Below are 19,226 nucleotides of genomic sequence, written 5' to 3'. Positions count from 1 at the left end.
CTCGGTTGCTGAGACTCACAGGAACCACAGGCTCCGGCTCAGGGAGATCGAATGGGTGCGCTACGGCGATCAATCGCGTTATCTACAGGCTTGGTGGTGTTTGCTACCGGCCTGTTTTTCGTACAGACCCCCGCGCCGGCGGTGCCGTTGCCCGGGCCGGACAATCCGAACGTCCAGTTCGTGGAGGGTACGCCGCACTCGGAGCATGAGTTCGAGAATCCCCCCGAGCGTGCCACGCCGTTCAATACCGGCCCTGACTCGGGCGCAGGTCCAGACTCCGGCGCGGCGGCTGCCGGGCCCAGCGGCGACATCCGGGTACGGCTGGTCACGGCCAAATTGGCGGACAACGGCAACACGGTCTCCATGACCAGTGCCGAGCAAGCTGTCACTGCGTCCAGCAATTACTGGAAAGCCATGACGGCCAACAAACTGTCCATGACGGTGAATACCAAGGTTGCCGGTCACCAGTCCAAGGCGAAGTCCACCGATAGCTACAGCACCATCATGTCCACCATCACCAGCGAGCTGGGTTGGTCGGCCAGCCCGTACACGGCACTGGTGATTTTCATTCCCACGTCCACGTTGTCCGGAAACGCCCTGGGCGCCGGATACAGCAGCGGAAGCTACAGCGGCCGGGTCCTCCTGCCGCAAATCAGCGGGTTCACGAACAACGTGATGAGCCATGAGTTCGGGCATGTCATCGGCCTGATGCATGCGGACGCGTTGCAGTGCGGCAGTGGTGCGTCCGACGTCGGCGTTGACGGTTACGGTCGGTTCACGGATCCTTCGTGCTACATCCGGGAGTACGGTGACACGACGGACATCATGGGTGCCGCCCAATTCGAATCGCCCGTGGTGAGCAGCTCGCTCTGGGACTACGCGGGGCTGGGTCGTGGCGACGAAATCCGGGACGTGGGGATTGCCACCGGCGCTAAGACCTACACGCTCAAACCATGGGGTGGAACGGATGCCCAGCGTGCCATCAAGTTCACGGATCCCATCAGCAAAGAGGTCTACTACCTTGAGCTGCGGCAGGCCGCCGGATATGACAGCTACCTGGACGACTCCGGCAAGCCAGCAGGAAACAGGGGCGTCAAGATCGTCCAACGCGGCGGAGCCACGGTCGCTTCGTCCCTGATCCTCATGCCGTCCACCAAGCCATTCCCGGAACCTTGGTACGCCACCAACCACGCATGGCAGGCCGGCAGCACTTTCACCACCTATACCGGCACTCAGGTGACCATCAATTCGGTGTCCACCACAACGGCGTCGGTCACTATTTTTGCCGACCCCAAGCTCACGGCGAAGATTCGGTTCTCGGCCGGCGACTTCGACGGCGATAAGCTCGCCGACGTCCTCTCCCGTGAGGCGAACGGCTCCCTGATGCTGTACACAGGACTGCCCGGTAACAGGCTCAACAATCCCCGTGAGATTGGCTCGGGATGGAACATCTTTGATGCCATCACCGGTATCTCGGACTTTGACGGCGACGGCCGCGGGGACATTTTGGCACGCACCAGCGACGGTGCCTTGTGGCTGTATCCGGGCGATGGTCGCGGCGGTTTCCTGGCCAAGCGGCAGATCGGATCAGGTTGGCAGGGCTTCTCAAACCTCATTGGCGTGGGGGATTTCGACGGCGATGCCCGCCCCGATCTCATGGCCACCAAGCCCGATGGCAGTCTGTGGCTCTACCCAAGCGACGGCCAAGGTGGATTCCGGGCATGGTCGCAGATCGGCTCCGGCTGGAACGGCTTCACCAGCATCACTTCCGACGGCTCCTTTAGCGGTGCCGGTGCCGGACTGCTGGCGCGGACAAGCGACGGCACTCTCTACCTGTACCCCGGAAACGGCTGGGGTGGCTTCGTGCCCCGCATCAACCTCGGGGGTGGTTGGAATTCGGTGGGCGACATCGTGAGTGGGCAGGACTTCACGGGTGATGCGAAGTCGGACGTGCTGACCGCGACCTCGTCAGGAACCATGCGCCTCTACCCGGGCAGCGGTTCGGGATTTGCCGATCGGCTGGCCATTGGGGCCGGGTGGAACCAGTTCAGCCAGGTGTGGGAGGCAGGAGATTTCGACGGCGATGGTGTCGCGGACATCCTTGCCCGCGGCACCAATGGTGTGTTGTGGCTCTACCCCGGCAACGGTTCCGGCGGATTCCTTCCAAGGGTCCAAGTGGGTTCTGGGTGGGCCGCGTTCACCTCCGTTCTCAGTGCGGGAGATTTCGACGGCGATGGCCACCCGGACCTTGTGGCTCGGACCTCTGACGGTGTGTTGTGGCTGTATCCGACGGATGGGCGCGGCCAGTTCCTGGCCCGCAAACAGATTGGCACAGGGTGGCAAGGCTTCACGCAGATGCTGGCACCGGGCGACTTTTCGGGCGACGGCAAAGCCGATCTCGTGGCGCGGGCCGCCGACGGAAATCTTTGGCTCTACCCGGGCAACGGAGCCGGTGGTTTCCAGCCATGGCGGCAGATCGGAACCGGCTGGAACATTTTCGATTCAGTCATGCAGGGCGGTGACTTCAACGGCGATGGCCGGGAAGACATCATGGCCCGCGGAAGCGATGGCTCGCTGTGGCTCTACCCGGGCAACGGCAACGGGGGCTTCCTGGCACGGGCTTCCCTGGGGGCAGGCTGGAACATGTTCTCTACCTTCGCCGCTTTGGGGAATGGCTTTACGGGATTGGGGAATCCTTCAGTTGTTGGAATCGCCGGTGATGGAACATTGTTCCTTTACGTCGGCACCGGCCAGGGGGCCTTCCAGAAGGTGGTGGTGGACCCGCGGTAGGGGATTAGCGCCTCGCTCCTGCCCAGTTGCGCCCCTCCCGTTGTGCGCTCCTGCCCAGTTGCGCTCCCGCCCAGTGCCAGACCCGGCCCGCGAGCAGCAAAATGCCCGGCACGTCACAGGACGTGCCGGGCATTTCCGTTGCTCCAGGCCGAGTAACCGGGCAGGAGCGTCGGGGTTAGACGTGCTGGTGTCGCTTGTGGACGCCGAGTTCCGCAGTGGGCGTCTTGGCTGATTCGCGGGCTGTCATGGCCGAGACAGCTGCGATGACGCAGATGACCGCGGTAAAGATGGAGATCTGGACCCAACCGCCGGGTTTGGTGCCACCCAGGGCGGTGACGATTGCGGGAGCGAAGCCTGCCATCAGGAAGCCGAGCTGCGTACCGATGGCCAAGCCGGAGAAGCGGACCTTGGTGCTGAACATTTCACCGTAGAAGGATGGCCAAACGGCGTTGGCTGCGGCGTATCCGAAGGAGAAGTAGACAACGGAGACCAGGAACATCAGCGGCACGTTGCCGCCCTCCAGGGTCAGCAGGAACACCGGCGTCATGATGGCGCTGGACAAAGCTCCGTAGATGAATACGGGTTTGCGGCCGATCTTGTCCGAGAGCATGCCGAACAGTGGCTGGGTTCCCAGGGCAACAACGTTTGCCGCGACCACCAGCCAGAGCGTGATGGTGCTGTTGACGCCGGCAACGTCCTGGGCGTATTTGATGGCGAGCGTACCAAAGACAGTGCTGACGGCGGCGATGAAGGCGCAGCAGACCACGCGGAGAACATCGCGCCAGTGCAGCCTGAGGAGGTCGGCAACGGGGAGCTTGGAGATCTGGTTGTTCTTCTTGGCTTCGGCGAATGCGGGCGGTTCGTGCAGGGTGCGGCGGATGAAGAAGGCCACCAGTACTACCACAGCGCTGAGCCAGAACGGGATGCGCCAACCGATGCCGTACTTGATGTCATCCGGCAGGGCCACCACGGGGATGAAGACGAGGGCTGCAAGGATTTGGCCACCCTGTGTACCGGTGAGGGTCCAGGAGGTGAAGAAGGAGCGGCGGTTGTCCGGGGCGTGCTCAAGGGTCATGGAGGAAGCGCCGGCCTGCTCGCCTGCAGCGGAGAGGCCCTGGCAGAGCCGGGCGAGGACCAGCAGGGCCGGAGCCCACCAGCCAATGGTCTTGAAGTCGGGGAGGCAGCCGATAACAAATGTGGCTGCCCCCATGAGGACCAGCGTGAACATCAGGACCTTCTGCCTGCCAATGCGGTCACCGAAGTGACCCAGAATCACCGCACCCACGGGGCGGGCAACGTAGGCGAAGCCGAAAGTTGCGAAGGACATGATGGCCGCGTTCGCGTCGGCGGAGGGAAAGAAGACGTGGGGGAAGATCAGGGCCGCGGCAGAGCCGAAGATGAAGAAGTCGTAATACTCGACGGCGCTGCCCAGGAAGCTGGCAAGCGCGGCTTTCTTGGGGGTTCCGGAAGTGGTTTCAGTGCCTGGCGTCGCTGACGGCATTGTTTGGCTCATGGGGTGTTCCTTCTGTGACGACGATGTCGCGGATCTGGCTTCTGTGGGGAGACCCAAGCATGGTGCGGCCGGTCGATCCCTGCATTAGTAACCACATGGTGAGAGCTACTTGTGCAATACAGCAATAGTGGCTGTGAGTGGGGTCACTTGTCAAGAGATGTCACCACCATCTAGAAATAGCTCTCACTATGTGAAAGCATCAAAACATGAGTGTGAAAGAGGACACAAAGACCGACATGGTCGGCAAGGCCTTGAGCCTGTTGGTTCTATTGGGAAATGAACCGCGCGGGGCGAGTGCGGCGGATCTGGCAAGGAGTGCGAATCTCCCGTTCAGCACCACGTACAGACTGCTGGGTTCACTGACCCGCGATGGATTTGTTGACTACGAGCCCGATGGGCGTCGGTACCACTTGGGACTACGCGTCTTCCAGCTCGGCCAGCGCGTTTCCAATCACCACGGCTTCGCGGCAACGGCGCTGCCCGTCCTTCAGCGTGTCACTGAAATTACGCATGAGGCCACCATCTTGTCCGTGCGCGACGGCAATCATCACCTCACTGTAAACAAGGTGGACGGACCCAAGACCTTTCGGGTCACCAGCGACCCCGGTCACCTGGGCGCCTTGCACACTACCTCCGTGGGTAAGGCGATCGTGGCGTTTGAGGATGAGATCGAGCGGAAGAGGCTGCTGGAGGAGCTCCCCCTGGATCCGCTCACCGAGCACACCATTACCGACCGCGACAAGTTCCGCGAGGAGATCGAGCAGGTGCGACGCCAGGGTTACGCGGTGATGGATGAAGAAAACGAGATTGGCATGCGCGCCGTCGCTGTTCCGGTTCTCAACTCACAGGGCCATGCGTTCGCCTCCCTCGCCACGGCCGTCCCGGTGTTCCGCATGAGCATGGAGGAATTGATTGCCCACGTCCCTACCCTGCAGGAGGCCGCGGCTGAACTCGCGGCCCGCCTGCCCCAGCGGTGACCCTCACCCAACCAGGTCGCAATAGTGCGCGTTTAGACGGCTCTAAGCGCGCTTAACTGCTACTTGGTTGGGTGCGCACTGTGGAAATGTTCGCGATAAGAACAAGCGTGCGGAATATGAACACTTGTAGTAATCTAAATAACACCCCGGCTGGAAGCGCCCCAGAAAGCGCCAAAAGCTCGGCGGTGCTGAAGTCAAAGGAGCTTTAGGATGAGCAACCGAGCCGAGTCCGTTCTGGTGGGCCTCGTAGGCGAAGGCGTCATGCCCTCGCTCACGCCGCCCATGCACGAACGCGAAGCCGATGTGCAGGGCCTTCGCTTGCTGTACCGCCCCATCGACTTGCTGGAACTGCAGTTGCCGGCCGCCGCCGTCGGGGATCTCCTCACCGCAGCCCAGCGCATGGGCTTCAACGGGCTGAACATCACTCACCCGTGCAAGCAGCTGGTGCTGGGGCACCTTGATGAAATTTCCGACGACGCCGCGCGCCTGGGCGCCGTTAATACAGTCCTGATCCAGGACGGTCGGTTCATCGGCCACAACACGGACTTTTCCGGCTTCGGCTCGGCGCTCGCCGACGGCCTCCCCGAGGCGCGACTGGACCGCGTAGTTCAGTTGGGCGCAGGCGGTGCCGGCTCGGCCGTCGCGTACGCGCTGCTCAAAGCCGGCGTCAGCACGCTGGACCTTGTAGATATGGATCCCGCCCGCGCTGCGGAACGCGCTGCCGAGCTCGGCGGGCTGTTCCCCGAAGCCATAGTGACACCGCGGAGCATCAACGAGCTGCCCGAGATCATGCCCCTCGCTGACGGCTTGGTGCACTGCACTCCCATCGGCATGGCGGCCCACCCCGGGCTCCCCTTGGACATGGGCCTGGTGGAGCCGCGGCATTGGGTGGCGGACATCGTCTACCGCCCCATCGAAACGCAACTGGTCCGCGAGGCGCGGGCCAAGGGATGCGACGTCCTCGACGGCGGTCGCATGGCAGTCGGTCAGGCAGCCGACGCCTTCCAGCTCATCACTGGACGCGAGGCGGACCGCGATCGCATGCGGGCGCACTTCCTGGAGCTGATCGCCGCCGAAGAAGAGGCGCTCTTGGCAAAGGCGGCCAACTGATGCGCACCGGAATCGCCACGGTTTGCCTGTCCGGCACGCTGAAGGAGAAGATGCAGGCCTGCGCGATTGCGGGCTTCGATGGCATCGAGATCTTCGAACAGGACCTCGTCACGTCCCCCCACAGCCCGGAAGAGGTCCGGACAATGGCCGCCGACCTCGGCTTGGGCCTGGATCTCTACCAGCCGTTCCGGGATTTCGACGGCGTCACTCCGGACCTGCTGAAGGCCAACCTCAAGCGGGCCGAGGCCAAGTTCAAGCTCATGTCACGTTTGGGCATGGACACCATCCTGGTCTGCTCCAACGTGGCCACGGCAACCATTGACGACGACGATCTCAGAGCCGAGCAGCTCGCGGAATTGGCAGAGTTGGCCGGGGCGCACGGCGTCAAGGTTGCCTACGAAGCCCTGGCGTGGGGCAAATACGTCAACGACTACGAGCACGCCTACCGCCTGGTTGAGATGGTGGACCACCCCAACCTCGGCACCTGCCTTGACTCCTTCCACATTCTTTCCCGTGACTGGGACACCGCGCCGATCGAGCAGATCAACGCGGAGAAAATCTTCTTCGTTCAGGTTGCCGACGCCCCCAAGCTCTCCATGGACGTGCTGTCCTGGAGCCGCCATTACCGGGTTTTCCCGGGTGAGGGCCAGTTCGAGCTTGCCAAGTTCATGGGCCACGTTGTCCGTGCCGGATACACGGGCCCGGTCTCCCTCGAGGTCTTCAATGATGTCTTCCGCCAGTCGGACACCGAGCGCACCGCCGTGGATGCCATGCGCTCCCTCATCTGGCTGGAGGAACAGAGCGCCAAGTGGCTCGCAAGCACCTCCGTGGCAGATGCACCGGAAGACAAAGCCGCGTCCCGCCGTCGTTATCCCATGGAACTGGCCACGCTGCCCAAGGTGAGCGAACCCGCCGGCTTCAACTTTGCCGAGGTCAAGGCTGACGACACCGCTCAGCTTGAGAAGCTCCTGGGCCAACTCGGCTTCGGGTTCGAAGGCCGCCACCGCACCAAGGATGTCCAGCTCTGGACCATGGGCCAGGCGCGCGTCATCATCAACGAGCAAGCGGCCTCGCACACCGAACCGGCTATCGCCGCGTTGGGGTTCGACGTCGACTCTCCAGTGATTGCCTCCGCTCGCGCCCAGCAGCTCAAGGCGCCCGTGGTGGCCCGCAAGGTCCAGGCCGACGAGGAAGTCTTCCAAGGCATTTCTGCCCCTGACTCCACCGAGATCTTCCTGTGCCAGGGCAGCCCGGACGGGACGGCGGCGTGGACGCACGAGTTCGGCGAGGGTCTGGAACACGCCTCCAGCGCACAGAACGCCGTCATTGACCACGTCAACCTCGCCCAGCCGTGGCAGCACTTCGACGAAGCCGTCCTCTTCTACACCAGCGCCCTCGCCTTGGAACCGCAACCCTTCGCGGAGGTCCCCAGCCCCAGCGGACTGGTGCGCTCGCAGGTGATGCAGACCAGCAACGGCGCCGTCAGGCTGGTGCTCAACCTGGCTCCGGCCCAGCAGGCACAAGAAAAAGCCCGCAAAACGTACCAGGAACACATCGCGTTCGCCGTGGAAGACCTCGTGGCTACGGCCCGGTCCGCCCGCGATCGTGGCCTTGAGTTCCTCCAGATTCCGGCCAACTACTACGAGGACCTGGACGCCCGGTTCGATCTTGAACCCGGATTCCTGGCCACCCTCAAGGAGCTCAACCTCCTCTATGACCGGGACGCCAACGGCGAGTTCCTCCACTTCTACACGGCCACTGTGGGCAGTGTGTTCTTCGAAATGGTGGAGCGCCGCGGCAACTACGACGGCTACGGGGCGCCCAACGCCCCGGTGCGCCACGCCGTCCAATACGACTCGCTCCACCGGGCTTAGACCCGAAACCAAAGAGAATCCATCAACCGAAAGGAGCCGGCCGTGCCGCAAGAACAGACAGCACCAGCGCTCGAATCCGAGGAGCTCGTGCCCGCCGCTGAGCCACACGCTGCGCACGATTCCAAGAAAGTGGAAACCCAGGCCGATCTCAGTGCTGAGATCAAGGGCATCGGGGACCGCTACGCCGAGGCCCTGAAGAATGGCAAAGGCCCGGAAACCATGCCGCGCCTGGACTACGCTCCTTACCGCAGCAGTATCCTCCGCCACCCCACCAAGAGCCTGCACCACGCGGACCCGGAGACAATCGAGCTCTACTCGCCCGCGTTCGGACACCAGGATGTCCACGCCTTGGAATCGGACCTGACCATCCAGCACAACGGCGAGCCCCAGGGCGAACGCATCATCGTGGCCGGCCGCGTCCTTGATGGCGACGGCAGGCCGGTTGCCGGTCAGCTCGTGGAGATCTGGCAGGCCAACGCCTCCGGCCGCTACATCCACAAGCGCGACCAGCACCCCGCACCGCTGGACCCGAACTTCACCGGCGTCGGGCGTTGCATCACCGGCGACGACGGCTCGTACAGCTTCACCACCATCAAGCCCGGCGCGTACCCGTGGAAGAACCACCTGAACGCCTGGCGCCCGGCCCACATCCACTTCTCCATGTTCGGCTCGGAGTTCACCCAGCGAATCGTCACCCAGATGTACTTCCCGGGCGACCAGCTCTTCCCGCTGGACCCCATCTACCAGTCGATTGTGGACCAGGATGCCCGCGACCGCCTGGTGGCACAGTACGACCACGAGCTGACCAGTCCGGAATGGGCCCTCGGCTACAAATGGGACATCATCCTGACAGGTTCCAAGCGGACCTGGACCGAAAACGAAGCATACGGCGACGCCGGGGACGAGGAGTAAAGCGCATGAGCAAGCTGGCACCCACACCGGGTCAGACCGTTGGCCCTTTCTACGGCTACGCCCTCCCCTTCAATAAGGACAACGAACTCCTGGCGCCGGGCAGCCCCGGCAGCATCCGCCTCCAAGGCACGGTCTACGACGGCGCGGGCAATGCCATTCCGGACGCCATCCTGGAAATCTGGCAGCCGGACTCCGAGGGCAAGATCGTCCAGCGCACCGGCTCCCTGGTCCGCGACGGCTACACCTTCACCGGCTGGGGCCGCGGCTCTGTGGGCAACTCAGGCGTGTACACGTTCACCACAGTCAACCCCGGTCCCACGGCACCGGGTGCTGCTGCGTTCATCTCCGTGGCTGTGTTTGCCCGCGGCCTCATGAACCGCCTCTTCACCCGCGTGTACCTGCCGGAAAACGAGGAAGCACTGGCCAACGATCCCCTGCTGAGCTCCCTGGATCCCGAACGCCGCAAGACCCTGATCGCACGCCGCGATCCCGACGGTGGCCTCACCTGGGACATCCGCCTGCAGGGCGGCGACGAGACCGTGTTCCTGGATTTCCAGCAGGACGGATCGCTGGATCTGGCTTCCGAGGATCAGGCAACCCGATGACCGACGGCGACTTCGGCCTCCTGAGCCCCGTTTCGGCGTCGCCCGCTGTGACGGCGCTGACGGGCGACCGTGCCGTGATCACCGCAATTCTCGACGTCGAAGCTGCGTGGGCTTCCGTCCTCGAGGATGCGGGGCTGGTCCCCGCCGGATCCGCCGCTGTGGTGGCCGAAGCCGCCTCGATCGAGCATTACGACGCTGCCTCAATTGCCGAACGCGCCCAAGGCGGCGGCAACCCGGTCATTCCCTTGCTAGGAGACTTGCGCGCCCGCGTCCGGGAGTTGGACTCGGGCGGGATCGGTGCCGGCAAAGCCGTCCACACCTCCCTGACCAGCCAGGACGTCCTGGACTCAGCCCTCATGCTGCTGGCCAGCCGCACCATTTCAGCGTTGCTGGCTGACGTCAAGGGCACGACGACGGCGCTCGCCACCTTGGCGGAGCAGCATGCGGACACGCTGTGCGTGGGCAGGAGCCTGACGCAACACGCGCTTCCGTATACGTTCGGGCTCAAGGCTGCGCAGTGGTTCCAGGGCGTAGCGGCTGCCGCTGCCCGCTTTGAATCCCTGGAATTGCCGGTTCAGTTCGGCGGGGCCGGTGGGACGTTGGCCTCCGGCACGAAGCTCACCGCTGGCTCGGCCTCTACGCCGTTCACCCTTGCGGATTCCTTGGCTGCCGAACTGGGCCTCGCACCTGTTCCGGCCCCTTGGCACACCAACCGGCTGGCCATCACAGCCCTGGGCGACGGCCTCGCTGCCGTCATCGATTCCTTCGGCAAGATCGCTGCCGACCTGCTCTTCCTGAGCCGGCCGGAAGTCGCCGAACTTGGCGAACCCCTGGCTGCCGGGCGGGGTGTTTCCTCGGCCATGCCGCAGAAGCAGAACCCCGTGCTGTCAGTCCTGATCCGCAGCGCAGCGTTGCAGGCTCCTGGTCTTGCCGCGCAACTGCACCTCGCGGCGGCTACCTTCAACGACGAGCGGCCCGATGGCGCCTGGCACAGTGAATGGCCGGCTCTGCGCCAGCTGCTCGCGTTGGCCTTGGGCGCAGCCGGACACCTTCGCGAACTCACCGAAGGCCTCCGGGTCTTCCCGGACGCCATGCGCCGGAACCTCGAGCTCTCGGGACCACTGCTGCTCAGCGAAGGTGTGTCGGCCGCCGTCGCGCCTCTCCTGGGCGAGGACGGAAAACAGAAGCTGCAGGCCGTCGTCGACGAGACCCTGAAGGCGCCCGCCGCCGAGCAGTCCCGGATGTACACCAAGCTGCTGCGCGAAACCGTGCCTGCGGACAAGCTCTCGGACGCCGAGCTTGAGGCCCTCCTGGACCCCGCAAGTTATCTCGGCGAGGCAGCGGAGATCAGCCGCCGGATCCTGGCCGCCTACCCGGACTATGCAGGAACCTCGAAAGGAGCCACTCGTGGCTAAGCCAACCATCAAGGCCGTGCTGCTGTCCCCGCAGCGTGAACTGGGAGCCAAGCCTCTCCTGGTAGTGGGTCCGTCGCTGGGCACGTCCACCATTCTCTGGACTGAGACTGCCGCGCTCCTGGGCGACGAGTACGACGTCATCGGCTGGGACCTCCCCGGCCACGGTATCTCGCCGACCACCACGGAAGGTTTCGATGTTGCGGAACTGGCTGACGCCGTCGTCGATCTTGTTGATTCGGTTGCCCCCGGCGTGAGGTTCCACTACGCCGGTGTTTCGCTGGGCGGGGCCACCGGCCTGCAGCTCGGCATCAAACACGGCGACCGCCTCCGCAGCCTGTCCGTCCAGTGCAGCGGCGCCAAGCTCGGTACCCCCGAAAGCTGGCTGGAGCGTGCGGAGACCGTCCGCAGGCTGGGCACCCCGGTGATGATCCAAGGCTCCGCTGAACGCTGGTTCGGGCCGGGCTTCATGGACCGCCAGCCGGACATCAGCAGCCGCCTCCTGCACGCCCTCCGCGACGCCGATCGCTTTGGATACTCGTTCTGCTGCGAAGCCCTCGCCGCATTCGATGTCCGCGAGCAACTGGGCAGCATCACCATTCCCACGCAGGTGATTGCCGGCGTCGAGGATTCCGTGGCTCCGCCGTCGATGGCCGAATCTGTTGCGGACGGGATCAGGGCTGGCGGCGGTTTCGCCGTGGTGGAAACGCTCGACGGCGTCGCACACCTGGCGCCCGCAGAAGCGCCGGCCGCTGTGGCCGGCTTGATGCGCACTTTCATGAAGGAGAACGGACGATGAGTACTGTTTCCGGCGATGCTGAACGCAACGGCGCCGTGCAGCCAGATGCCACCGCACAGGACATTTACGACGCCGGCATGGTGGTTCGCCGCGAAGTGCTCGGCGACGCGCACGTGGACCGGGCGAACACCAACAAAGATTCCTTTACCGAGGACTACCAGGACATGATCACCAGGATCGCCTGGGGTGGCATCTGGACGCGGCCCGGCTTGAGCCGGCAAATGCGATCCGCCGTTACCCTCACGGCACTGGTGGCGCACGGTCACTGGGAGGAGCTGGCCATGCACGTCCGGGCTGCCCTCAATAACGGCCTGAGCAGGGACGAAATCAAGGAAATCCTGCTGCAGACCGCCATTTATTGCAGTGTGCCGTCGGCCAATTCCGCGTTCAAGACGGCCCAGAAGGTCTTCGCCGAGATCGACGCGGCCTCCACCCCCAACTAGTCCCCACCCCGAAGGAAATCCCATGAACCAGGCTTTCGTGTACGACGCCGTGCGCACGCCCTTCGGCAAGTTCGGCTCCGGTCTTGCCGCTGTCCGTCCCGACGACCTTGCCGCCCATGTGGTCCGCGAGTCCGTTAAGCGTGCCCCGGGGCTTGATGTTGAGCGAATCGACGAAGTGGTGTTCGGCAACGCCAACGGTGCCGGCGAGGAAAACCGCAACGTGGCCCGCATGGCCACCCTGTTGGCTGGCCTGCCCGTCTCCATTCCGGGCACCACGGTCAACCGCCTCTGCGGCTCGTCCCTGGACGCCGCCATCATCGCCTCGCGCCAGATCAACGCAGGCGACGCCGAGCTGATGCTGGTGGGCGGCGCCGAATCCATGAGCCGCGCCCCGTGGGTGCTGCCGAAGACCTCCAAGCCCTACCCGGCCGGCGACATGACCTTGGCGTCCACTACGTTGGGTTGGCGCCTGGTGAACCCGGCCATGAACAAGGACTGGACCATCTCGCTGGGCGAGGCCACCGAACGGCTCCGCGAGAAGTACGGGATCACCCGGGAGCGGCAGGATGCTTTTGCGGCTGATTCGCACAACCTGGCCGACGCCGCGTGGAACGAAGGCTTCTACGATTCTTTGGTGTCGCAGGTTCCGGGCACTGATCTTGTGCGGGACGAAGGCATCCGTGCCGGTTCTTCGGCGGAGAAGCTTGCCGGGTTGAAGACGGTGTTCCGGGCTGAGTCTGACGGGCCCGACGGCGGCACGGTCACCGCCGGGAATGCCTCGCCTTTGTCTGATGGTGCTTCGGCGGCGTGGATCGGATCCGAAGCTGCGTCTTCCATTCTTGGCTTGGACCCGTTGGCGCGCATCGCCGGGCGTGGTGCCCACGGCAACGATCCCCAGTTCTTCGGTTTCGCCCCGGTGGAAGCCGCGAACAAGGCCCTCGCGAAGGCGGGCATCGGCTGGGACCAGGTGGGCGCCGTCGAACTTAACGAAGCGTTCGCCGCGCAATCGCTGGCGTGCGTTGACGCGTGGGGGATCGACCCCACAATAGTGAACCAGCACGGCGGGGCGATCGCGATGGGCCACCCGCTCGGTGCCTCCGGTACCCGCATCCTGGGTACGCTCGCCCGCTCTTTGCAGGCTTCCGGGCAGCGCTGGGGAGTTGCGGCGATCTGCATCGGCGTGGGCCAGGGCCTTGCTGTGGTGCTCGAAAACGTCACTGCCGGCGCGTCAGCATAGAAGGGTAAGAGTCATGTTGAATTTCATTGACACCGTTGGCGAGGCTGTCGCCGGCATCAAGGACGGTTCCGCCGTGATGATCGGCGGTTTCGGCAACGCCGGGCAGCCGTTCGAACTGATCGACGCCCTCATGGATTGCGGCGCGAAGGACCTGACCGTGGTGAACAACAACGCCGGACAGGGCGATCAGGGCCTGGCGTTGCTGATCAAGGAAGGCCGGGTCCGCAAGATGATCTGCTCGTTCCCGCGGCAGTCCGATTCCTGGCACTTCGACGCCAAGTTCCACGCCGGGGAGATTGAGCTGGAGCTGGTTCCGCAGGGCAACCTGGCCGAGCGCATCCGTGCTGCCGGTGCCGGTATTGGTGGGTTCTTCACGCCCACCGGGTACGGCACCACGTTGGCTGAGGGCAAGGAAACCCGGTTGCTGGATGGAAAGTGGCAGGTGTTTGAGACGCCGATCCATGCCGACGTCGCCCTCATCAAGGCACTCAAGTCCGATGGCAAGGGCAACCTCGTTTACCGCAAGACGGCCCGGAACTTCGGCCCCATCATGGCTGCCGCTGCCAAGCACACCATCGTGCAGGTCTCGGACATCGTTCCCACCGGTTCCCTGGATCCGGAGAACGTGGTGACCCCGGGTATTTACGTCAACAGTGTGGTCCGCGTCGATTCTGCCGGCAGTGGAGTCGGCACCAGCGCAGAGAAGGTGGCTTGAGCATGAGCACCCAAACAAGCATCCAGACCTCGGAGACGACGCTGGGCCGCGACGAGCTCGCCCAGCTGGTGGCCCGCGACATCGCCCCGGGTTCGTTCGTGAACCTGGGCATCGGTCAGCCCACGCTCGTGTCCAACTACCTCACCGAAGAGCAGAACATCACCCTCCATACGGAGAACGGGATGCTCGGCATGGGCCCGGCAGCTGAGGGCGACGAGATCGACGGCGACCTGATTAACGCCGGCAAGATCCCCGTCACCGAACTGCCCGGGGCCTCGTACTTCCACCATGCCGACTCGTTCGCGATCATGCGCGGCGGGCATCTGGACATCTGCGTCCTGGGCGCCTTCCAGATCTCCGCCACCGGCGACCTCGCCAACTGGCACACGGGAGCTCCCGACGCGATCCCGGCCGTCGGTGGTGCGATGGATTTGGCCACCGGCGCCAAGGACGTCTTCGTCATGATGACCCTGCTGGCCCGCGACGGCGCGTCCAAACTCGTGGAACACTGCACCTACCCACTCACCGGCGTCGGCTGCGTGACCCGCGTGTACACGGACAAAGCTGTGTTCCTCACAGGGCCCGACGGCGTCACTGTCCGCGAGACCTTCGGCTGCACCTTCGAAGAAATCCAGGAACTCGTGCCGCTGCCCCTGAAGAAGCCGGCCTAAGGGAGGCAGAGTAGGCCTCGCAAGTTCCCGCCCCCGCGTTGTGAGGCCCGCTCTGCAGGGTTTTCGGGGCGTGAGTCCTGCAGAGTAGGCCCCGCAACGCGCTCTAGGATTGGTAACCATGAGCGATTCCGCAGTTACCCCCCAGGCAAGCGATCAATATGTGCAGTCGCTGGCCCGGGGACTTGCCGTGATCCGGGCGTTCGACGCGAACAACCCCGTGATGACACTCAGCGAAGTCGCGGCCCGCACCGATCTGACCCGTGCCACGGCCCGGAGGTTCCTGCACACCTTGGTTGAGCTGGGCTATGTCCGCACCGATGGCAAGACGTTCGCGCTCACGGCCAAGGTGCTGCAGCTCGGATACTCGTATCTGTCAGCGCTGTCTATTCCGCAGCTTGCCCAGCCGCACTTGGAACAACTGAGCCTAAAGCTGGGGGAGTCCACCTCTGCCGCGGTGCTGGACGGACCGGATATTTTCTACGTGGCCCGCGTTGCCACCCGCCGGATCATGAACGTCGGGATCACCGTGGGCACCCGCTTCCCGGCGTATGCCACGTCCATGGGTCGAGTGCTGCTCGCCGGATTGCCGCAGACCAAGCTGGAGGCTTACCTCTCGACGGCGGAACTCACCCCGCTCACCCCGCGGACCGTCGCCAGCGCCTCCGACTTGAGGGCCGCCGTCGAACATGTCCGCAGGCAGGGGTGGTGCCTCCTGGACCAGGAGCTGGAACTTGGGCTGATGTCCATCGCAGCACCGGTGTGGAACCACAACAACGGCGACAACGTGGCTGCGATCAACGTGTCCCTGCAGGCCCAGGCCGTTGCTGCCCAGCCGGACCCGGAGAAGTATCTGGAGGGCGTGCGCCAGGAAGTGGTGGCCACCGCGCAGGCAATCTCCCAAGACGTCTCCGCGAAGCACTAGCCGGTTCGAGCACTGACTACTTCCGGATCGCAGCCAATCGGGTCTCAAGGATCCGGCGGACCATCGAGTCCGGCACGGGGTTGTCCGCCGAGAACCGCAGCGTCCCCGGCGACCATGAGTAGCCCCCCAGCTCTTCGGACATTTCCGGCAGGATCTGCCCACTAAACGGGTACAGGGCAAGGTGCTTCTTGGTTTCGAGCACGCTCACAAAGCCCTTGCCCTCAACCAGCAAAGCGGGCATCCCGTAGCTGACGCCTTCTTCGGCGTCGGGGGCCAATTCGCGGGCGATCGCCACAATTCGCTCCAGAGTCGAGCGGTTGCCCTCGCTGACGCCCGCAAGATATTGGATAACGGTTCCCATGGCCCAATCCTGCGCCATCGACGGGAGTTTTTGTACAGCTAATGACCTCTAGACGCGGTTTTAGGGGCGGTATCTGTACAAAAACTCCAGAGGTTTAGCGTTCCGGGATCACCGCGATGCCCTGAATTTCGATCAGGGCCTCTTTCTGCCAGAGGCGCGTGACACCGATGCCTGCCATGGCGGGGTACTGCGATCCCGCCATTTCGCGCCAGATGCGTCCGATTTCGCGGCCGTTGGCCATGTAGTCGTCAACGTCCGTGAGGTAGATGGTCACGTTGACAAGGTCTTCGGGCTGTCCGCCGGCCTCGCGCAGGGTGGTGATCACGTTGGAGAACGCCTGCGTGAACTGTTCCACGATGCCGCCGGGAACGATCTTCATGTTCTTGTCCAAAGCCGTCTGCCCGCCCAGGAAGACGGTGTTGCCAGCCAGGATGCCGTGCGCAAAACCCGATGGTTTGGGCAGCGATTCCGGGTTGATCGTTGTGTGGCTCATGCTGTTCCTCCTCGTTGTGGCAACTGCAAAAACTTTTGGAAAGCCTCTGTGCAGATCATTTCTGCCGTGCTACGTTGAGCATATGTGACGATCGTAAAAAAGTCGACACATCACAAAATCTCGAAGGGAACCCGCAATGAAACTCGCCACCCTGCGCACGGCCAACGGAGGAACGACGGCGGCACTCGCCACGGGCGCCGACTCTTACCTCACCCTGCCCGCCGATGACGTCGGCGCGCTCCTGGCTCGGCCGGACTGGCGGAACGTTGTTGAAGAGGCTGCAGCGTCGAAGGAGCAGACCATAGTTGCGGCCGCCGACGCTGACCTCGCCCCGCTCCTTCCCCGGGCCGGCAAAGTCATCTGCTGCGGCTTGAACTATGGGGACCACATCCAGGAAATGGGCCGCGAACTTCCCGAATACCCCACACTGTTCGCCAAGTATGCGGACACCTTGGTGGGGGCTGAAGACGCCGTAGAAGTCCACGGCAGCGGCCGTGTCGACTGGGAAGCCGAGCTGGCCGTCGTCGTAGGTTCTGAACTGTTCCATGCAGACGAAGACCAGGCCCGTGCGGCCATTGCCGGGTACACGGTGGCCAACGACGTCTCCATGCGCGACTGGCAGAACCGGACCCTGCAGTGGTTCCAGGGCAAGGCCTGGGACGGCACAACCCCCGTGGGCCCGGTCATGGTCACCGCGGACGAGGCGGACCAACACTTCAACGTCCGCGGATACGTCAACGGCGAGCTTGTGCAGCAGGGAAACACCAGCACCCTGGTATTCGGCCCGGCACAGCTGCTGTCCTACATCTCGCAATTCACCGCTCTGCGTCCCGGCGACCTCGTCCTTACCGGAACACCCGGGGGAGTGGGCATGGGAATGACCCCGCCTCGCTTCCTTAAGGACGGCGACGTCCTCACTACGGAAATCGACGGGATCGGCCGGTTGGAGAACCAGTTCCGAATCCACGCACCCGTCGCAGTCCCCGCCTGACAGCAATCGTCCAGAACCACCAGATAAAAGGAGAAAACCCATGAGCCAGACCACTACCGAGTACCAACTCGAAGGCGATAACTCCATCTACGCGCAGGCTGACGGCAAGGTTGTCCCGGTTGTCACCCGCGCCGGAGCTGAGGACACCAACACTGCGCAGTCCGGCGACTGCATCCGCGTGTCCGGCGTCAGCATCCAGCACACCCCGGCAACCAAGATCTGGTTCGGCCAAGTGTCCAACACCCCCGGGTACCGCTCACTTCCGCACCACCACGGCGAGGCTGAGACCGGCGGCTATGTGTTACGTGGCCACGGCCGCATCTACTTCGGCGAGAACTACTCGGAGTTCATCGACATGAAGGCCGGCGACTGGGTTTTCGTGCCGCCGTTCATGCCCCACGTTGAAGCCAACATGTCCATCACGGAAGAACTCGTCTGGCTCACAGCGCGCACGCCGGAGAACCTCGTGGTGAACCTCGAAGACGTGGCTGACGAAACCCTCGCTGACTACCGCCGGGCCTAAGCCATGATCACTGGAACCCTGACGTCCGAGACCTTCCTTAAGGCAGTTGAACTAACGCCCACAACGGCCGAGGTGTTCGACGAAGCCTATGAAGCAACCACCCAGTACGTGCCGTGGCCAAAAGCCTATGGTGGAGACATGGTGGCACAGGCGGCGGCCGCGATGATGCGGTCCGTTGATGCTGACAGGACTCTGCACTCGATGCACAGCTACTTCATGCGTCCCGTGGATATCGGTTCCAGTGTCCGGTACGAAGTGGAGCGCCTGCGGGATGGCCGAGGGTATTCCACCCGCACGGTCCGGGGTTTCCAGAACGGCAAGGCCGTGTACGCGGCCATGGGTTCGTTCCAGGTCCCTGAGAGCGGCCCGGACTTCCAGCCCGAGGCTCCTGCCGCCGTCGAGCCTGAATCGCTGCGGACTGCGGCCGAAGCGCTGGACGGCGTGGACGGCCAAGCCGCGAAGTACTGGTCGACGGGCCGCAGCTTCGATATGCGCCATATTCCAGGGCCGGTATATATCGATCTCGAAGGCGGTTCCGTGCCGCAGCAGGCCATTTGGGTCAAGGCTTTTGACGCCCTGCCCGACGACGCCGACCTTCACCGCACAGCGCTGGCTTACGTCTGCGATTACACAATTTTGGAGCCGCTGCTCCGGGTGAACGGACTCAACTGGTCCAGCCCGGGACTCGCGACCGCCAGCTTGGACCACTCCATGTGGTTCCACCGCGATGGTCGCGCCGACGACTGGGTGCTCTACGCCCAGGACGCCATTTCCGGTCAAAGCAACAGGGGCCTCGCCATGGGCCGCTTCTTCGATCGTCACGGAAGGCTGCTTGCCACGGTCGCCCAAGAGGGCATGATTCGGGCTGGCACCTAAAC

19 protein-coding genes are annotated in these 19,226 nt (G+C 63.9%); 16 read left to right on the top strand and 3 right to left on the bottom strand.

What is annotated here, in order from left to right:
• Nucleotides 1–51: 51 nt before the first annotated feature.
• Complete coding sequence (locus ACZ5J0_RS19205) at nt 52–2,790, top strand: FG-GAP repeat domain-containing protein (RefSeq protein WP_464093823.1); 2,739 nt, start codon at nt 52–54, stop codon at nt 2,788–2,790.
• Between the two features lie 175 nt (nt 2,791–2,965).
• Here ACZ5J0_RS19205 and ACZ5J0_RS19200 read toward each other — a convergent pair whose 3' ends face one another.
• The gene (locus ACZ5J0_RS19200; protein ID WP_166841913.1) at nt 2,966–4,303 is read right to left on the bottom strand and encodes an MFS transporter; all 1,338 of its coding nucleotides are present in this window, start codon (nt 4,301–4,303) and stop codon (nt 2,966–2,968) included.
• A gap of 206 nt (nt 4,304–4,509) precedes the next feature.
• On the opposite strand from ACZ5J0_RS19200, the gene ACZ5J0_RS19195 reads away from it, so the two are divergent.
• From ACZ5J0_RS19195 to ACZ5J0_RS19140, 12 genes are all read left to right on the top strand, one after another.
• The gene (locus tag ACZ5J0_RS19195) at nt 4,510–5,280 is read left to right on the top strand and encodes an IclR family transcriptional regulator (RefSeq protein ID WP_142937423.1); all 771 of its coding nucleotides are present in this window, start codon (nt 4,510–4,512) and stop codon (nt 5,278–5,280) included.
• A 210-nt stretch (nt 5,281–5,490) separates the two neighbouring features.
• The gene (locus tag ACZ5J0_RS19190) at nt 5,491–6,390 is read left to right on the top strand and encodes a shikimate dehydrogenase (protein ID WP_464093822.1); all 900 of its coding nucleotides are present in this window, start codon (nt 5,491–5,493) and stop codon (nt 6,388–6,390) included.
• Nucleotides 6,390–8,264, top strand: coding sequence for a bifunctional sugar phosphate isomerase/epimerase/4-hydroxyphenylpyruvate dioxygenase family protein (locus ACZ5J0_RS19185; protein WP_142937425.1), 1,875 nt, complete (start codon nt 6,390–6,392; stop codon nt 8,262–8,264). Before ACZ5J0_RS19190 ends, ACZ5J0_RS19185 begins: the two co-directional genes overlap by 1 nt.
• Before the next feature lie 42 nt (nt 8,265–8,306).
• Nucleotides 8,307–9,176 (top strand): protocatechuate 3,4-dioxygenase subunit beta, encoded by an 870-nt coding sequence (gene pcaH / locus ACZ5J0_RS19180; RefSeq protein ID WP_142937426.1) that lies wholly within the window; start codon nt 8,307–8,309, stop codon nt 9,174–9,176.
• A 5-nt stretch (nt 9,177–9,181) separates the two neighbouring features.
• Nucleotides 9,182–9,781, top strand: a complete 600-nt coding sequence (gene pcaG, locus ACZ5J0_RS19175; protein ID WP_142937427.1) for a protocatechuate 3,4-dioxygenase subunit alpha — start codon at nt 9,182–9,184, stop codon at nt 9,779–9,781.
• Nucleotides 9,778–11,196 carry a lyase family protein gene (locus ACZ5J0_RS19170; protein ID WP_464093821.1) on the top strand — a complete coding sequence of 473 codons (1,419 nt, stop codon included), beginning with the start codon at nt 9,778–9,780 and terminating at the stop codon, nt 11,194–11,196. Before pcaG ends, ACZ5J0_RS19170 begins: the two co-directional genes overlap by 4 nt.
• Entirely contained in the window at nt 11,189–11,992 is an 804-nt protein-coding gene (locus tag ACZ5J0_RS19165; RefSeq protein WP_464093820.1) for an alpha/beta fold hydrolase, read from the top strand. The genes ACZ5J0_RS19170 and ACZ5J0_RS19165 overlap by 8 nt, the downstream gene beginning before the upstream one ends.
• On the top strand, nt 11,989–12,435 hold the full coding sequence (pcaC, locus tag ACZ5J0_RS19160) for a 4-carboxymuconolactone decarboxylase (RefSeq protein ID WP_223941245.1): 447 nt from the start codon (nt 11,989–11,991) through the stop codon (nt 12,433–12,435). Before ACZ5J0_RS19165 ends, pcaC begins: the two co-directional genes overlap by 4 nt.
• Before the next feature lie 22 nt (nt 12,436–12,457).
• The gene (locus ACZ5J0_RS19155) at nt 12,458–13,672 is read left to right on the top strand and encodes a thiolase family protein (RefSeq protein WP_464093819.1); all 1,215 of its coding nucleotides are present in this window, start codon (nt 12,458–12,460) and stop codon (nt 13,670–13,672) included.
• 13 nt (nt 13,673–13,685) lie between these two features.
• The gene (locus tag ACZ5J0_RS19150) at nt 13,686–14,387 is read left to right on the top strand and encodes a 3-oxoacid CoA-transferase subunit A (protein WP_464093818.1); all 702 of its coding nucleotides are present in this window, start codon (nt 13,686–13,688) and stop codon (nt 14,385–14,387) included.
• 2 nt (nt 14,388–14,389) lie between these two features.
• Nucleotides 14,390–15,058, top strand: coding sequence for a 3-oxoacid CoA-transferase subunit B (locus ACZ5J0_RS19145; protein WP_464093817.1), 669 nt, complete (start codon nt 14,390–14,392; stop codon nt 15,056–15,058).
• A gap of 118 nt (nt 15,059–15,176) precedes the next feature.
• A complete protein-coding gene (locus ACZ5J0_RS19140; RefSeq protein WP_464093816.1) occupies nt 15,177–15,980 on the top strand; it encodes an IclR family transcriptional regulator domain-containing protein in 804 nt (267 codons plus the stop codon).
• A 16-nt stretch (nt 15,981–15,996) separates the two neighbouring features.
• On the opposite strand, the gene ACZ5J0_RS19135 is transcribed toward ACZ5J0_RS19140, so the two are convergent.
• Nucleotides 15,997–16,341, bottom strand: coding sequence for an iron chaperone (locus ACZ5J0_RS19135; protein ID WP_464093815.1), 345 nt, complete (start codon nt 16,339–16,341; stop codon nt 15,997–15,999).
• Nucleotides 16,342–16,435: 94 nt separating this feature from the next.
• Complete coding sequence (locus ACZ5J0_RS19130; RefSeq protein ID WP_159732123.1) at nt 16,436–16,834, bottom strand: RidA family protein; 399 nt, start codon at nt 16,832–16,834, stop codon at nt 16,436–16,438.
• Nucleotides 16,835–16,970: 136 nt separating this feature from the next.
• On the opposite strand from ACZ5J0_RS19130, the gene ACZ5J0_RS19125 reads away from it, so the two are divergent.
• Genes ACZ5J0_RS19125 through ACZ5J0_RS19115 form a run of 3 tightly spaced genes read left to right on the top strand, consistent with a single transcriptional unit; the run spans nt 16,971 to nt 19,224 of the window.
• Nucleotides 16,971–17,825 (top strand): fumarylacetoacetate hydrolase family protein, encoded by an 855-nt coding sequence (locus ACZ5J0_RS19125; RefSeq protein WP_464093814.1) that lies wholly within the window; start codon nt 16,971–16,973, stop codon nt 17,823–17,825.
• Nucleotides 17,826–17,865: 40 nt separating this feature from the next.
• On the top strand, nt 17,866–18,348 hold the full coding sequence (locus ACZ5J0_RS19120; protein ID WP_142937438.1) for a cupin domain-containing protein: 483 nt from the start codon (nt 17,866–17,868) through the stop codon (nt 18,346–18,348).
• A 3-nt stretch (nt 18,349–18,351) separates the two neighbouring features.
• Nucleotides 18,352–19,224 carry an acyl-CoA thioesterase gene (locus tag ACZ5J0_RS19115; RefSeq protein ID WP_464093813.1) on the top strand — a complete coding sequence of 291 codons (873 nt, stop codon included), beginning with the start codon at nt 18,352–18,354 and terminating at the stop codon, nt 19,222–19,224.
• Nucleotides 19,225–19,226 lie beyond the last annotated feature (2 nt).

The sequence above is a fragment of the Arthrobacter sp. DualSoilB13 genome (assembly GCF_055389195.1).
Note: the sequence above shows the minus strand (reverse complement) of the source record. Positions and strands in the feature narration are given on the sequence as shown.

What these genes read in the sequence shown, in the direction of transcription:
- ACZ5J0_RS19205 (WP_464093823.1), top strand. Translation starts at nt 52, where the DNA reads ATGGGTGCGCTACGGCGATCAATCGCGTTATCTACAGGCTTGGTGGTG.
- ACZ5J0_RS19200 (WP_166841913.1), bottom strand. Translation starts at nt 4,303, where the DNA reads ATGAGCCAAACAATGCCGTCAGCGACGCCAGGCACTGAAACCACTTCC.
- ACZ5J0_RS19195 (WP_142937423.1), top strand. Translation starts at nt 4,510, where the DNA reads ATGAGTGTGAAAGAGGACACAAAGACCGACATGGTCGGCAAGGCCTTG.
- ACZ5J0_RS19190 (WP_464093822.1), top strand. Translation starts at nt 5,491, where the DNA reads ATGAGCAACCGAGCCGAGTCCGTTCTGGTGGGCCTCGTAGGCGAAGGC.
- ACZ5J0_RS19185 (WP_142937425.1), top strand. Translation starts at nt 6,390, where the DNA reads ATGCGCACCGGAATCGCCACGGTTTGCCTGTCCGGCACGCTGAAGGAG.
- pcaG (WP_142937427.1), top strand. Translation starts at nt 9,182, where the DNA reads ATGAGCAAGCTGGCACCCACACCGGGTCAGACCGTTGGCCCTTTCTAC.
- ACZ5J0_RS19170 (WP_464093821.1), top strand. Translation starts at nt 9,778, where the DNA reads ATGACCGACGGCGACTTCGGCCTCCTGAGCCCCGTTTCGGCGTCGCCC.
- pcaC (WP_223941245.1), top strand. Translation starts at nt 11,989, where the DNA reads ATGAGTACTGTTTCCGGCGATGCTGAACGCAACGGCGCCGTGCAGCCA.
- ACZ5J0_RS19155 (WP_464093819.1), top strand. Translation starts at nt 12,458, where the DNA reads ATGAACCAGGCTTTCGTGTACGACGCCGTGCGCACGCCCTTCGGCAAG.
- ACZ5J0_RS19150 (WP_464093818.1), top strand. Translation starts at nt 13,686, where the DNA reads ATGTTGAATTTCATTGACACCGTTGGCGAGGCTGTCGCCGGCATCAAG.
- ACZ5J0_RS19145 (WP_464093817.1), top strand. Translation starts at nt 14,390, where the DNA reads ATGAGCACCCAAACAAGCATCCAGACCTCGGAGACGACGCTGGGCCGC.
- ACZ5J0_RS19140 (WP_464093816.1), top strand. Translation starts at nt 15,177, where the DNA reads ATGAGCGATTCCGCAGTTACCCCCCAGGCAAGCGATCAATATGTGCAG.
- ACZ5J0_RS19135 (WP_464093815.1), bottom strand. Translation starts at nt 16,341, where the DNA reads ATGGGAACCGTTATCCAATATCTTGCGGGCGTCAGCGAGGGCAACCGC.
- ACZ5J0_RS19130 (WP_159732123.1), bottom strand. Translation starts at nt 16,834, where the DNA reads ATGAGCCACACAACGATCAACCCGGAATCGCTGCCCAAACCATCGGGT.
- ACZ5J0_RS19125 (WP_464093814.1), top strand. Translation starts at nt 16,971, where the DNA reads ATGAAACTCGCCACCCTGCGCACGGCCAACGGAGGAACGACGGCGGCA.
- ACZ5J0_RS19120 (WP_142937438.1), top strand. Translation starts at nt 17,866, where the DNA reads ATGAGCCAGACCACTACCGAGTACCAACTCGAAGGCGATAACTCCATC.
- ACZ5J0_RS19115 (WP_464093813.1), top strand. Translation starts at nt 18,352, where the DNA reads ATGATCACTGGAACCCTGACGTCCGAGACCTTCCTTAAGGCAGTTGAA.